This window comes from Martinezella tropici, assembly GCF_003287875.1.
GTDB classification, from domain to species: domain Bacteria; phylum Pseudomonadota; class Alphaproteobacteria; order Rhizobiales; family Rhizobiaceae; genus Rhizobium; species Rhizobium tropici_C.
Map to the genome: position 1 here is coordinate 263,610 of NZ_QMKK01000025.1, position 13,991 is coordinate 277,600.

The 13,991-nt window shown below is 61.8% G+C and carries 12 protein-coding genes; 8 read left to right on the forward strand and 4 right to left on the reverse strand.

What is annotated here, in order from left to right:
- Nucleotides 1–92: 92 nt before the first annotated feature.
- From DQ393_RS09355 to DQ393_RS09370, 4 genes are all read left to right on the forward strand, one after another.
- Nucleotides 93–956, forward strand: a complete 864-nt coding sequence (locus DQ393_RS09355) for a DMT family transporter (protein ID WP_112341460.1) — start codon at nt 93–95, stop codon at nt 954–956.
- 85 nt (nt 957–1,041) lie between these two features.
- Nucleotides 1,042–1,506, forward strand: coding sequence for a DUF1348 family protein (locus DQ393_RS09360; protein WP_112341461.1), 465 nt, complete (start codon nt 1,042–1,044; stop codon nt 1,504–1,506).
- Between the two features lies 1 nt (nt 1,507).
- The gene (locus DQ393_RS09365) at nt 1,508–2,071 is read left to right on the forward strand and encodes a TetR/AcrR family transcriptional regulator (protein WP_112341462.1); all 564 of its coding nucleotides are present in this window, start codon (nt 1,508–1,510) and stop codon (nt 2,069–2,071) included.
- A 249-nt stretch (nt 2,072–2,320) separates the two neighbouring features.
- Nucleotides 2,321–3,637: a glucoamylase family protein gene (locus DQ393_RS09370; RefSeq protein WP_112341463.1), complete on the forward strand. Its 1,317-nt coding sequence runs from the start codon at nt 2,321–2,323 to the stop codon at nt 3,635–3,637.
- 72 nt (nt 3,638–3,709) lie between these two features.
- Here DQ393_RS09370 and DQ393_RS09375 read toward each other — a convergent pair whose 3' ends face one another.
- The 3 genes from DQ393_RS09375 to DQ393_RS09385 all read right to left on the reverse strand — a co-directional run bounded on the left by DQ393_RS09375 (nt 3,710) and on the right by DQ393_RS09385 (nt 7,748).
- Nucleotides 3,710–4,699, reverse strand: a complete 990-nt coding sequence (locus DQ393_RS09375) for an Ldh family oxidoreductase (protein ID WP_112341464.1) — start codon at nt 4,697–4,699, stop codon at nt 3,710–3,712.
- 84 nt (nt 4,700–4,783) lie between these two features.
- Nucleotides 4,784–6,319, reverse strand: a complete 1,536-nt coding sequence (gene amaB, locus DQ393_RS09380) for an L-piperidine-6-carboxylate dehydrogenase (RefSeq protein WP_112341465.1) — start codon at nt 6,317–6,319, stop codon at nt 4,784–4,786.
- Nucleotides 6,320–6,464: 145 nt separating this feature from the next.
- On the reverse strand, nt 6,465–7,748 hold the full coding sequence (locus DQ393_RS09385; protein ID WP_112341466.1) for an NAD(P)/FAD-dependent oxidoreductase: 1,284 nt from the start codon (nt 7,746–7,748) through the stop codon (nt 6,465–6,467).
- 207 nt (nt 7,749–7,955) lie between these two features.
- Here DQ393_RS09385 and DQ393_RS09390 point away from each other — a divergent pair, with 207 nt between their 5' ends.
- Nucleotides 7,956–8,192 carry an Lrp/AsnC ligand binding domain-containing protein gene (locus tag DQ393_RS09390; RefSeq protein ID WP_015341532.1) on the forward strand — a complete coding sequence of 79 codons (237 nt, stop codon included), beginning with the start codon at nt 7,956–7,958 and terminating at the stop codon, nt 8,190–8,192.
- A 239-nt stretch (nt 8,193–8,431) separates the two neighbouring features.
- Nucleotides 8,432–9,634, forward strand: coding sequence for a glycosyltransferase family 4 protein (locus tag DQ393_RS09395; RefSeq protein WP_112341467.1), 1,203 nt, complete (start codon nt 8,432–8,434; stop codon nt 9,632–9,634).
- On the opposite strand, the gene DQ393_RS09400 is transcribed toward DQ393_RS09395, so the two are convergent.
- On the reverse strand, nt 9,601–10,455 hold the full coding sequence (locus tag DQ393_RS09400) for a glycosyltransferase family 2 protein (RefSeq protein WP_112341468.1): 855 nt from the start codon (nt 10,453–10,455) through the stop codon (nt 9,601–9,603). The genes DQ393_RS09395 and DQ393_RS09400 overlap by 34 nt on opposite strands.
- 187 nt (nt 10,456–10,642) lie before the next feature.
- Between DQ393_RS09400 and DQ393_RS09405 the strand changes: the two genes are divergently transcribed.
- On the forward strand, nt 10,643–12,157 hold the full coding sequence (locus DQ393_RS09405) for a lipopolysaccharide biosynthesis protein (RefSeq protein ID WP_112341469.1): 1,515 nt from the start codon (nt 10,643–10,645) through the stop codon (nt 12,155–12,157).
- A gap of 10 nt (nt 12,158–12,167) precedes the next feature.
- Nucleotides 12,168–13,958 (forward strand): alpha/beta fold hydrolase, encoded by a 1,791-nt coding sequence (locus DQ393_RS09410; RefSeq protein WP_112341470.1) that lies wholly within the window; start codon nt 12,168–12,170, stop codon nt 13,956–13,958.
- Nucleotides 13,959–13,991 lie beyond the last annotated feature (33 nt).

The window sequence follows — 13,991 nt, forward strand, 5'->3', positions numbered from 1 at the left end:
CCATAACAGTTCGCATAAATTGTACTGTACCGTCTCTGGCTTGAGCAGGCAAATGCGCCGATACCCGCGAATATCAAGAAGGAGCATGTGCAATGGACAAGACGACGACAGGATGGATCTGCGGTTTGACGGGAGTGGTCATCTTTAGCGGCTCGCTACCGGCGACGCGGGTGGCCGTGATGGATTTCGATCCGCTGTTCCTGACCGTTGCCCGAGCCGTAATTGCCGGCCTGCTGGGTCTTGGCCTATTGCTCGCCTTTCGCGAAAAGCGCCCTAGCCGCGGCGATATCACCGCGCTTGCCATCGTTGCTCTCGGCTGCGTGGTCGGATTTCCGCTCTTGACGGCGCTGGCGCTGAAGCACGTCACCTCGGCGCATTCGATCGTCTTCATCGGCCTGCTGCCGCTGGCAACGGCAATCTTCGGCGTGCTGCGCGGCGGCGAGCGGCCACGCCCGGCCTTCTGGATCTTCTCCGCTGTCGGCAGCGCACTGGTCAGCGGCTATGCCCTGGCACAGGGCGTATCGGCCTCGCCGGTCGGAGATCTCCTGATGCTTGCAGCCGTTCTCGTCTGCGGACTTGGCTATGCCGAGGGTGCGGTGCTCTCGCGCCGGCTCGGCGGCTGGCAGGTCATCTGCTGGGCTCTCGTCCTGTCGCTGCCCGTCACCATTGCGCTCTGCCTCATGACCATGCCGCACAGCATCGACGGCATTGGCCGCCCGGCCTGGCTCGGCCTTACCTATGTCTCGCTCTTCAGCATGCTGATCGGCTTCATCTTCTGGTATCGGGGGCTCGCGCAGGGCGGCATCGCAGCCGTCGGCCAGCTGCAATTCCTCCAGCCCTTCTTCGGCTTCGCGCTTGCAGCGGCGCTGCTCAAGGAAAGCGTCAGCTGGTCGATGCTCGTTGTGACGATCGCCGTTGTCGGCTGTGTCGCCGGTGCCCGAAAATTCGCGCGCTGAACCATCGAGCCGAGCAAAGTCTTGCCGCTTGACCCTCTAAACCAAACAGTCTACTAAAAACATATCGGTTTAGAAGGAGCCAATCATGTCAACCCTACTGGTCCCGCCTTTCACCCGCGAAACCGCCATCGCCAAGGTCCGCATGGCCGAAGACGGCTGGAACAGCCGTGATCCGGAGCGCGTCTCCAAAGTCTATACGGAAGACAGCCAATGGCGGAACCGCGCCGAATTTCCGCGCGGCCGCAAGGAGATCGTCGAGTTCCTGACGCGCAAATGGGCAAAAGAACTCGACTATCGGTTGATCAAGGAACTCTGGGCCTTCGAGGGTAATCACATCGCCGTGCGCTTTGCCTATGAATGGCATGACGACAGCGGCCACTGGTTCCGCTCCTACGGTAACGAGAATTGGGAATTCGATGCCGACGGCTTGATGCAGCGCCGTTTTGCTTCCATCAACGACATGCCGATCAGGCAAGAAGACCGGAAGTTCCACTGGCCACTCGGTCGGCGGCCGGACGATCATCCGGGTCTTTCCGACCTCGGCCTTTGAGATGGTGCGTATTGTCTTCGAAAAACCCGACGCCATCGCCCTCGTCGCCGAAGTCTTTCGCGAACTCGGCTACGAAGGGGCGTCGATGAGTGAGATCACCGCCCGCACGAAACTGTCGAAAGGCAGCCTCTATCACTTCTTCCCCGGCGGTAAGGAGCAGATGGCGGCCGAGATCATGGCCCATATCGACGCCTGGTTCGTCAAGGAAATGTTCGAACCGCTCGAAGGGGGTGAGCCGCGCGCTGCCATTGGCCGCATGTGGGAGACGACGGACAGCTATTTCCGTTCCGGCCGCCGCGTCTGCCTGATCGGCGCTTTTGCATTGGATGAAACACGCGACCGTTTTTCCACCACCATCCGAGGTTATTTCCAGCGCTGGATCGAAGCGCTCGCCGGCGCTCTGCGCAAGGCGGGGCTGCCGGGCGCAGAGGCAAAAGCGCTTGCAGAAGAAGCCGTCGTCGGCATTCAGGGCGCATTGACACTTGCTAGGGCACTTGGCGATGAGACGATTTTCGGCAGGTCCCTTGCGCGGCTGAAGCAAAGACTGGAAACTGCAACCGATTAGCCCGTTCGGCCGATGCGAATCGCCGGCGGCCGCCCCGGCGGCACCAACGGGGTGATTCGTTTGCCTCGACGACGGAAAGTCGCCGAAACCGAACTTCGGAATCGCGGGAGTGTGGACAACCGGCATCATAAGGCCCTGATCTTAAACAATCCTCCATAAATGCATGGCAATATTAACCATGTTTGATTTGCAACTATCCAGGCTCCTGTGCTCAGCAGGGAACGGGAGCGCCGAGGAGACGGATAGAAGATGCTGCAACAGGTACACGACATCGACGATGCGCTGATCGATCAACTGCAACGTTCGGCGTTCGACTATTTCATGCTCTACACCAATCCGGAAAACGGACTGGTGGCGGATACCTCCATCAAGACGAGCCATTGCAGCATCGCCGCGGTCGGCTTTGCGCTATCGAGCTATCCGGTCGCTGTCGAGCGCGGCTGGATCAGCCGCGCCGATGCGGCCAAACGGGTGCTGGCCGCTCTGGATTTCTTCGCCAATAGCGATCAGGGCACCGAGCGTGGCGCGACCGGCCATCGCGGCTTCTACTATCACTTCCTCTATATGGAGACCGGCAACCGCGCCTGGAACAGCGAGCTTTCGACCATCGATACCGGTCTGTTGCTACTCGGCGTCCTGACGGCTGCCGCCTATTTCAATGGTGCCAACCAGGCCGAACGCGATATCCGCAAGCAGGCGAAATTCCTTTACGAACGGTGCGACTGGCACTGGGCGCTGAACAAGGGCCAGACCATCAGCATGGGCTGGAAGCCCGCAAGCGGCTTCCTGCGCTGGCGCTACCAGGGCTATGACGAGGCGATTTTCCTCTATGTGCTGGCGCTCGCCTCGCCCACGCATGCGATCCCGCCCTCGAGCTATGATGCCTTCGCCTCGACCTATACCTGGATGATGTTCAAGGACACGCCCTTCCTCTATGCGGGGCCGCTCTTCATCCACCTCTTCTCGCATGCCTGGATCGATTTCCGCGGCATCCGCGACAAGCATGTGGCCGACAAGGACACTGATTACTTCCGCAACACGCAGACGGCGATATCAGTGCAGCGCGATTACACGGAACGTAATCCCGGCCATTTTACCGGCTATACGAAGGATGTCTGGGGTCTTTCGGCCTGCGATGGTCCGAACCCCACCGGCACCAAACATAGCCTCCGCTATGCTCCAAAGGTCTTCGGCTATGCTGCGCGCGGCGCTCCGCTCGGCCCAGATGACGGCACCATCGCCCCTTGGGGACCCTTGTCCTGCCTGGCATTCGATCGTCAGGCCGCTCTCGACGGCACAAGGGCGCTGCTGTCATCCTACCCAAACCTTCTGCTCGACGGCCGTTTTCCCGGCGGCTTCAATCCGAGCGTCATGGGATCCGGCCCGGAAGGCTGGGTGGACGACCGTTCGGTCGCCATCGACCAGGGCCTGCTGGTCATGATGATCGAAAACGCCCGCACGGGCATGATCTGGGACCTGATGCGAAAATCGCCGATTCTCCGCCGCGGCCTGGAACGCGCCGGCTTCACCGGCGGATGGCTTGATGAAAAGCCGGCCGTCGCGTGATCTGTAAATCGTGAGCGGCCGTGTTTGAAAGCGCGGCAAATACACACTCATCTGACCTGCGCCTTTGACACCTCAAAGCCTCTCGATCGCCGCAATCACTTCATCCTCGACGATAATCCCCTCCGTCAGCGCGAGGCGCCGTGACGTCTGTCCGCGCCGGCCCGGCAGGCGGACATTGGGATCCCGCGTGATCTCGCTTGCCAGCAGTGCCAAGCGCCGCGCCGTATCGGCGGCACTCATCGCTGCCGGGTTGATCGCAATGATTGTGTGGCCAAGTGCCGGCGGCGCGCCCTTGTCGTCGAAGAGCGAGGAAGACTCGAAGGCATAATTGGCGCCAGTCAGGCCCGCGGCCAGGATTTCGACCATGAGAGCCAGCGCCGCACCCTTTGAATCGCCGGCGGGAACCATCGTGCCGGCCAGAGCCTCCTCGGCGTTTGTCGTCGGCCTTCCCTCGCGGTCGAAAGCCCAGTCGGCGGGGATCGAAGCGCCTTGCTGCCGCGCCGCCATCACCTTGCCGCGTGCCACTTTCGAAAGAGCCAGATCGATCACCATCGGCTCCTCATCGGGAAGCGGCGCAGCGAAAGCGATGGGGTTGGTGCCGAAAACAGGCGTCTTTCCGCCCCAAGGCGCCATGGAAGCCGGCGCATTGGCCACCATCAGCGCCACCAGCCCCTGATCGGCAAAACGCTCCACCGTCAGACCCATGACGCCAGCATGATGGGAACGGCTGATGGCGGCAAGCGCGATACCCTGCTCGCGGGCGACAGCCGAAAGCTCGGCAACTGCAAGGTCGAGCGCCGGATAGGCATAGCCGTTGCCGGCATCGATGCGCAGCACGGCAGGAAAGGGCCGGCTCAGCTGCGGCGAGGCAAAACCATCGACCTTGCCGACCTTGGCCTGTCCGGCATAGGCGGGCACGCGGCGCAAGCCGTGACCACCCTGCCCTGCCGCTTCCGCCTCGACGAGTGCGACCGCCACCGAGCGGGCATTCGCATCACTCACCTTGCTTCGCTGCAGCGCCTCCACGACCAGCGTTTCGGCTTCGGCGAGCGACAGGTGCATGAGACAAGATCCTGAACAACATGAGGCAGATAAAGACCTTCTACGCCCTCATCTGCCCTATCGCAATGCAGCAAGGCTCTCGCACTACGCCACGTCGAACTTGACGCCCTGGGCAAGCGGCAGGGTACGGCCGTAATTGATCGTGTTGGTCGCCCGGCGCATATAGGCTTTCCAGGCATCCGAACCGGATTCGCGGCCGCCCCCGGTTTCCTTCTCGCCGCCGAATGCGCCACCGATCTCGGCGCCGGAGGGACCGAGATTGACGTTGGCGATGCCGCAATCCGAACCGCGCGCGGACACGAAGGTCTCAGCTTCGCGCATGTCATTGGTGAAGATCGACGACGACAGGCCTTGCGACACGGCATTATGCAGCGCCAGCGCCTTATCGAAATCACTGTACCTCATCACATAAAGGATCGGCGCGAAGGTTTCCTGCTCGACTGGGCCGGTCTGCTCCGGCATTTCGACGAGAGCAGGACGGACATAGAAGGCGTCGGCAGAGCCGCTTTCGATGCGTTCGCCGCCCGTCACCGTGCCGCCGGCCGCCTTCGCAGCCGCAAGCGCTGCCTGCATGCGGTCGAAGGCCTGTTTGTCGATCAGCGGGCCAACCAGAGTACCGGCTTCGAGCGGATTGCCGATCGTCACCGAACCATAGGCCTTCTGCAGGCGCGGAATGAGCTGGTCATAGACGCTGTCATGAACGAAAAGCCGACGTAGCGTCGTGCAGCGCTGGCCGGCCGTGCCCATGGCGGAAAAGGCAACGCCACGCAGGGTGAGATCTAGATCGGCCGTCGGGCAGACGATGGCGGCATTGTTGCCGCCGAGCTCGAGGATGGCGCGGGCGAAGCGGCCGGCAAGACGCGGGCCGACCGCTCGGCCCATGGCCGTCGATCCGGTTGCCGAAACCAACGGCACTTGGCGATGATCGACCAGCAACTCGCCAAGATCGCGGCCGCCGATCAGCAGCGTCGAAAGATTGGCCGGCGCTTGGCCGCCTTCGGCAACGTAGCGCTTCAAGGCCTTTTCGAACAGCGCCTGCACGGCAAGCGCCGTCAGCGGCGTCTTCTCCGACGGTTTCCAGATGGTGGAATTGCCGCAGACGATGGCAAGTGCTGCATTCCACGACCAGACGGCAACGGGGAAGTTGAAGGCCGAGATGATGCCGATCGCCCCCAGCGGATGCCAGCTTTCCATCATCCGGTGCTCGGAGCGCTCCGTGGCGATGGTGAGGCCATAAAGCTGGCGCGAGAGTCCCACAGCGAAATCGCAGATATCGATCATCTCCTGCACTTCGCCGAGGCCCTCGGAGGTGATCTTGCCCACTTCAATGGAAACGAGACGGCCAAGGGCCATCTTGCCGGCGCGCAGCTCCTCACCAAGCAGGCGGATCAGCTCGCCGCGCTTCGGCGCCGGCACGTTGCGCCAGGACAGAAACGCCTCGTGCGCCAACGCGATCGCAGCCTTCGCCTCATCCGTCGAATGCTCCTTGAGCCGGCCGATTTCGGCGCCGGTCACAGGAGAAGTGACGGCAAGCGTTCCGCCGGTATAGCGATCGGCCGACACACCGATTTCAGTCAGAATGGCCTTGGTTTCGGCAGCAAGATCCGATGTCGCGCTCATCTTGTTTCCTCTTCCCGTAATCCTCGTTCCCGGAATTGCCCTAGAGCCGGATGATTTCAGGTCGAGTCGACCTAAAATCTGAATCCGCTCTAGAATCAGAGTGTGATGTCGTCCGAAAACCGCCTACACTTTTCGGCATCACGCTCTAGACTCTGGCCCCGACGAAATGCGCGGCCTGAGCACCGGCCTCGTACCACATTTCCTTTGCCGCCCTGAAGCTCGGCTCGACGATATCGGTCACCGGCAGCGGCAGATCGGCCTCGGAAATCTGCCCAAGAATATGGCCGGCAAGCACCTTGCCGAACACGGTGCCGGGCGCGATGCCGCGGCCATTGTAGCCGGAGAAGCCGACAACGTTCTGATCCAGCTTATGGAAACGCGGCAGCGCATTGTCGGTCATGCCGATCTTGCCATACCATTCGCATTCGAAGGGAATATCGCCCAACTGCGGAAAGAGCTTTCTGATCGAGCGCCGAGCCCAGTTCTTGTGAATGGCGAGACCGGTGTTGCGCAGCGCCCCGACGCTGCCGAAGACGAGCCGGCCGGCCTGATCCATGCGGAAGGACGAGAGCACTTCCTTCGTATCCCAGGCCCCCTCGCGCCCCGGCAGCACGGACTTGCGCAAGTTGTCGCCAAGCGGCACGGTGGCGAAATTGAAATAGGGCAGGTGCACCTGCTCGTTCCGAACCTTTTCCCAGGGGCCAGTGCTATAGGCGTCCGTCGCCACCACGATCCAGTCGGCGCTCACCTTGCCGCGCTCGGTCGAAACCACCCATTTCGCACCGCTTCTTTCCGTCGATGTCACGCGGCTGCCGGTGTGGATTGTAACGCCCGCTTTCACTACGACATGGGCAAGGCCGCGCGCATAGGCAAGCGGCTGCAGCGTACCGGCGCGCATGTCGAGCAGCGCTCCGGCATAGGCCGAGCTGCCGACCCGACGCTCCGTCTCGCGCGCATCGAGCACCGTGACCGGCGCACCGCGCTTTTCCCATTGCCGGGCGCGCTCCTCGATTTCCTTCAACCCTTCGGGACCGACGGCGCAATGCAGCGTACCGTTGCGCTCGAGTTCGCAGGCGATGCCATGCTTGTCGATCAGCTCCATGACCAGTTTTGGGCCATTGCCGAGCAGATCGAGAAGCCGTTCGCCATGGACGGCACCGAGTTCACCCGGCAGATCATCCGGCATCACCCACATGCCGGCATTAATGAGGCCAACATTGCGGCCGGCGCCGCCGAAGCCGATTTCATTGGCTTCCAGCAGCACGACATTCGTGCCGGCTTCGGCCAGATGCAGCGCCGTCGAAAGACCGGTATAGCCACCGCCAACCACCACGACATCGGCGGACACTTCACCCGAAAGCAGCTTCGTTGCCGGCGGTGGCGGGGCGGTCTTTTCCCAAAGACCATGGGAGCGTGGGTCATTCAGCATGAAATCGGTCCAATCGAGAGAGCTAATGGCGCCAATCTAGCGCCATGCTCGAAATTGCGGAAGCGGCAAGAGCGACATCCGATGGACATGGCATGATGCCAAAAAATCATCGGCTCTGGAGAAAAACTTGCATGGCGGCGGCGCTTTCGACCATGATAGAGAAAAGCCGGCCGCTATGGCGGCGGCAGACAGAAGCAGGACATTCTCATGAAGCCCATTTTCGTTCAGCTCCAATGCGCCCCTGGCAAGACCTATGAGGTCGCCGATGCGATCTACCAGACGGAGCTGGTTTCGGAACTGTATTCCACTAGCGGCGACTACGATCTGCTGATGAAGGTCTACATTGCCGAAGAGCAGGATATCGGCAAGTTCATCAACGACCACATCGCCAATATCCCCGGCATCGTCCGCTCGCTGACGACGCTGACCTTCCGAGCGTTCTGAGAGATCTGGATTTCGGGTCGGTACTTATTGTGATTCGGGCTGTTTTCAAAAAACGCCCCTCACCCCCCTGCCAGACGCCTCACCATTAACCCTCTTGCCCGAAACATGACGCACGCCAACCGGCGATTAAGCCTTTTTTAACCGACCCGATGATCTGTTTTGCCGACTGATCAACGGGCGGCGCGCTGCAGCGCCGGATTGCCGGTGCATAGCGCGGCATAGGGGTCGAGGGTGGATCGATGACATCGGCTGTTGCGGATATTCAGGCAAACAAGCAGGCCGGGCCGCTGATCGTGCATGTCGTGCGCCAGTTCCTGCCGAACAAGGGCGGCCTGGAAGATGTCGTTGCCAATCTCTGCCGCCAGCTGGTTTCCCGCGGCTATCGCGTGCGCGTCGTTACCTGCAACAGCCTGTTTTCCGATCCCGGCCGGGAACTTGCCGAAAGCGAAACCATCGATGGCATCGAGATCGTGCGCATCCCCTGGTCCGGCTCCAGCCGCTATCCGCTCGCGCCCAAGGTCTTCCGCCATCTGGCCGATGCCGACCTCGTTCATGTTCACGCCGTCGATTTCTTCTTCGATGCACTCGCCTGGGGCAAACTGATGCATGGGCGTCCCATGGTCGCCACCACGCATGGCGGTTTCTTCCACACGCAGAAATATGCCGCGATCAAGAAGGTCTGGTTCAATACGGCAACACGGCTTTCGGCTCTCGGCTACAACTATCTGATCTGTTGCAGCCAGTCCGACGCGCGGCTCTTTTCACAGATCGCCGACAGCCGCGTGCGCCTGATCGAAAACGGCGCCGATGTCAGCAAGTTCTCCAACTGCGCTGCCCTGGAGGCCCGCCGCCGCATCGTCACCATCGGCCGCTTCTCGGTCAACAAGCGGCTCGACCACCTGCTCGATGTCATGACGGTGCTGGCCGCCCGCGACGCAGAGTGGCATCTCGATATCATCGGCGCCGAATCGGATCTCGATCGCGCGACGCTGGAAAAGGAAATCGCCGCCCGCGACCTCGAACGCAATGTTGCGCTGCATGTCTCGATCGACGACGGCTCTATCCGCAATATTATCGCACGCGCCTCGCTCTTTACCTCGGCCTCTGAATATGAAGGCTTCGGCCTGGTGGCGATCGAGGCCATGAGCGCTGGCCTGCTGCCGGTGCTGAACGCCAACGAGGCCTACAAGGCGATGGCGGAGACGCATCCTGCCCTGATGCTGTCGGATTTCTCCGATCCGGAAGTGGCCGCCGATACCCTGACCGCAGCGTTCGAGCGCCTGGAGGCTGACGACCTGACCTTGCGGCAGGAGCTGCTGCGCGATGCCCGCGCTTACGCGTGGGACGAAGTGGCCCAGCGCTACATGGATGTCTATGCCGAAACCCTAACCCCGAAGGGCAAGTCGCCTCAGTTCCTGCGCCACCGTGGCCAGGTGGCATAACCTTCCAGAATGCCCATCAGCCAGGCCCGCTTGTAGCGGGCGGCATCGCGGTTGAAGCGCACCAGTGCCGCCAGCCAGCCGGCAACCGGCCGCAGCAGACGATAACAGACATAGGGGAGGGGAAAGGCCTGCTTGCGCATCAGCGCGCCGAAGCCGCGCCCATATTTGCGTGCCCGCTCCACCTGCCGCGGGCCATATTCGCTGGTGACCTGATCGTGATGGACGATGAGGTCGGGAAAGAACATCGCTCGTCTGCCGGCAGCAAGGGCGCGCAGCAGAAAATCCGCCTCTTCGCCGCTCTGGAACGGTGATTCCGAACCGACGCCGAGATCCTCGTCGAAGCCACCGATATCGGTTAATGCGGCGCGGCACACGAAGATGCCGTTGGAATTGCCGCATTTCAGATAATTCCAGCGCGTCAGCGCCAACCGCCTCTCGCCCGTCGGGCTGACCGAGGCGAGACCTTCGGCATCAAGCGTGCGTCCCGTGACGATCGCGAGGTCCGGATGGGCTGAAAACAGCGCCGCAGCCGTCGAAAGCGTATCAGACTCGTACCAGCAATCGTCGTCGGGAAAGCAGACGTAATCGCCCTCCGCGACCGCCATGCCGTTGTTGCGTGCCCGCGAAAGTCCCTTCGGCGAACGGACGTGCCGAATGAGGAAAGAGGAGGAAAAGCGGTGGATGAGCTCGTGCAGCCGGTCGTCGAGGTTCTGATCGACGACGACGACCTCGAAATCGCGGTGACGCTGTTCGACAAGCGAGCGGAACAGCCGCTCCAGCTGATCGAACCGATCGATCGTGCAGACGATGAGGCTGAACAATGAAACCCTCCGGACAAGCCCCAGGCGGCCAATATCAGAAGGAATGAATATTAGCCGAAGTAAAAAATGAACTTAGCGCAGCATTAAACCCTAAATATTAAGGCATATGAAATAGAGCTGACGGTATCCCCACGAAGAGCCGGATATATGCGGTTAGTTCCGGCAATTTGAGGAACGGTCTATCTTCATGACCAAGGGCATAATGGCAAATTCGGTGTTGAACGCGGCGGCGGGATTGACCCTGCTCGCGACCGGTTTTGCCTGTTCGATCATCGCGGCCCGCCTGCTCGGCCCGGAAGCCAACGGTGTGATCGCCTTTTCCCTGTGGCTGACGACAACCGGCGCGCTGATCGCCGAGCTTGGCGCCGGCGTCACGCTGCTGCGCATCCTGCCGCAGTTGAAGGGGAACGGCTATTCGGCCGAAGAACGGCGTGGCTTTGCCGCCTATCTCCTGCAGCCGACGATCCTCGCAACCGTGATCCTGCTTGCCGGCTATGCCACCTATTACTGGGATGCGGAGCGGCTGCATTGGGCGGGCGATGCATCTGAAGTCATTGCCATAACAGGCGTGTTCTTCGTACTTCAGTCTCTCGGCGCCTACAGCAAGAACTATCTGATCGGCGAGCAGCAGGTCGGCGCCTTCCTGCGCATCACCGTGGCAAGTTCGGTGCTGCAGCTTGCGACCGTCCTCGTGGGCGCCATTGTCTTCGGCGTCAGCGGCGCGCTTGCCGGCTATGCGATCGGCCAGCTGCCTATGTTTATCGCGACACTCCGGATCGCGATTGCCCGCAAGAACAGCTGCGGCGTCGGCCTTTCCGCGCTCATCAGCTCATCGCTCATTCTTTCGATCGAACTCATCAACAGCTCGATCTTCCTCAACCGCATCGAGCTTTTGTTCCTGCAGCGCTACTGGGGCATCGAAGCGGTAGGCTTTTATGCCGTCGGCCTGTCGCTCGCCAATCTGGCGCTGCAGCTGCCCGTGCAACTGAGCGGCAGCCTGCTGCCCTATTACTCCGAACAGATGCATGCGCGCGCATCGGACAAGCTGCCCGTCGAGGTCTTCGCCGGCGTGGCGCGCAGCATCGCTTATATCACGCTGCCGATGAGCTTCGGCCTCGCGGCGATCGCGCCCGAGCTTGTCGTGACGATCTTTGGCCAGCCCTTCGCTCCGAGCGGCGGCATGGTTGCGTTGCTGTCGCTGACGGCGGCACCATACGTCTTTATGCAGATCTGCACGCAATATCTCTATTCGCTCGATCGCGTGCGCGAGCGCACTGTCATCGGAGTCATTGCCAGCTTTGTCATGGTCATCGGCTGCCTGGCCGCAGTGCCCTTTTACGGCGGTGAAGGGGCAGCGCTGGTGCGCTTCCTGGCCTTTACGGCCATGTGCCTTCTGATGGTGCGCCGGATGGAATTCGAAGGCTCGACGCGCGGTATGCTCATCAACCTTGCAAAAGTCACGGTTGCTGCCATTCTCTGCGCGATTGCAGCCTATGGTTTCGTTCAGGCGTTGACCGGCGTTGCGGGCCTCGCAAGCGCCATCATTGCCGGCGCCCTGGCCTACGGTGTCGCGCTCAGACTGCTGAAAGCCGTTCCAGCCGAGGATATCGAGGTCATGCAGAAGATCGCGGCGCGGCTGCCTGCCCGTGTCAATCCGATTGCCACGCAGGCTCTGGCTCTATTGGCGCCACGCCGAATGTGAGGAGACTATCATGGCTGGTTGGGGAGCCGCCGAAAAACAGGACAAGGAAGGGCAGACAAGATCAGCAGCCATCCCGGTAACCTTCGCCGGCACGGTCGGCCTGTTTACTCCGGCCGTTGCATCTTCGCGCGACACCGCCGTGCTGTTTCTCAGCCCCTGGGGTTTCGAGGAAATGTGCGTCCGCAAGTTCTGGCGCATTCTGGCGGAAGATCTCGCCGATATCGGGATATCAAGTCTTCGTTTCGACTATGCCGGCACGGGCGACGCGCTTGACATCGCCGACAAAGGCAATGGCCTGACACCGTGGCAGGAAACCGCGCTTGCCGCTGCCGCCAAACTGAGAGCGCTTTCCGGCTGCGAGCGCCTGATCCTCGTCAGCCAAGGGCTTGGCGGCACCATTGCCGCCACGCTCGCCGAACACCTGTCCAACATCGACGGCATCGCCTTCCTTGCGCCCGTCATCTCCGGCCGGGCCTATCTGCGCGAACTGACCGTCTGGTCCAAGATGATCGATGAAAGCATGGGGCTCGCCGAAGCGCAGCGCCAGACCGAAGGCGTCACGGTCGCCAGCCTGCGCATGCCCGATAGCGCCGCCGACGCAGTCAGGAAACTGAACCTGATGACGCTCGACCGGATCGCCGCGCCGAACTGCCTTGTGCTGGCGCGACCCGGCCGCCCGGGAGATGCAGACTTCGCGCGTCATCTCGAAACGCTCGGTCCTCATGTCGAACAGTCCGCCTATGAGGGCTATGACGATCTCGTATCGAACCCCACCATCGCCATCATGCCGACCGCGGCCGGCCGAAAAATCATCGCCTGGGTGCAATCGATCGCCGCCCGGCCTGGCACGGCTGCATCGGCGGGGCTCGTCTCCCCCGTTGCGGAACCCCTCGCCGGCGACGGTTTTCAGGAAACGCCGCTGCGTTTCGGCACGGGAAACCGTTTGTTCGGCATTCTCTGCGAACCCGAAGGTGCCCGCACCGGCGCAACCGCGCTGCTGCTGACGACCGCTTATGACAGACACGCCGGCTGGGGCCGGATGTCTGTCATCATGGCGCGGGCGCTCGCTCGCGATGGCATCGCGTCACTGCGCTTCGATACGGCCAATGTCGGCGACAGCCCGCCGCTTTCCGGCGCTCCCGAGCAGGTGCTCTATTCCCGCGAACAGCATCGGGATGTCGAAGAGGCATTGACCCTTCTGGAGCAGCGGAATCTGCTGCCGGCCTATATCGTGGGACGTTGCAGCGGCGGCTATCTTGCCTTCCAGGCGGCACTGCGCGATGCGCGCTGCAGCGGCCTCATCACGGTCAATCCCTACAGCTTTCATTGGGATGAGAGCCGATCGGTCGATGAGGCGCTACGCTTTGCTCCCCGTTCGCTGGAAACCTATGGGCGCAAACTCCTGCAGATGGAGACGCTGAAGCGGCTCTTCAGCGGCCAGATCGATGCGAAGAGCGCCATCCTCAACATGGCGACGGGCATCGGCCGGCGCGCAGCGCGAGCGGGCCGCCGGCTGCTTGGTGCGTTCCCCATCTTCGCTGCGGCTCAGGGACCCGTGTTGGGTGGCTTCCGCACACTCGCCAAGCGCGGTGTCGATATGTCGCTGATCTACAGCGCCCACGATATCGGCCTGGATCATCTGCATGACCAGTTCGGGGAGAACGGCGCCGGCTTGAAGCACTTCCCGGACATACGCCTGACCATCATTCCGGAAGCGGACCATAACCTGACCCCGCCCTATGCGCGCAAGGTGTATCTCCGAGAGGTCAGGGAGATGGGTATGAGGCTCGCCAACCGATGACGCACTGGCCGGAAAGCCGCCGGAAATGTTCGC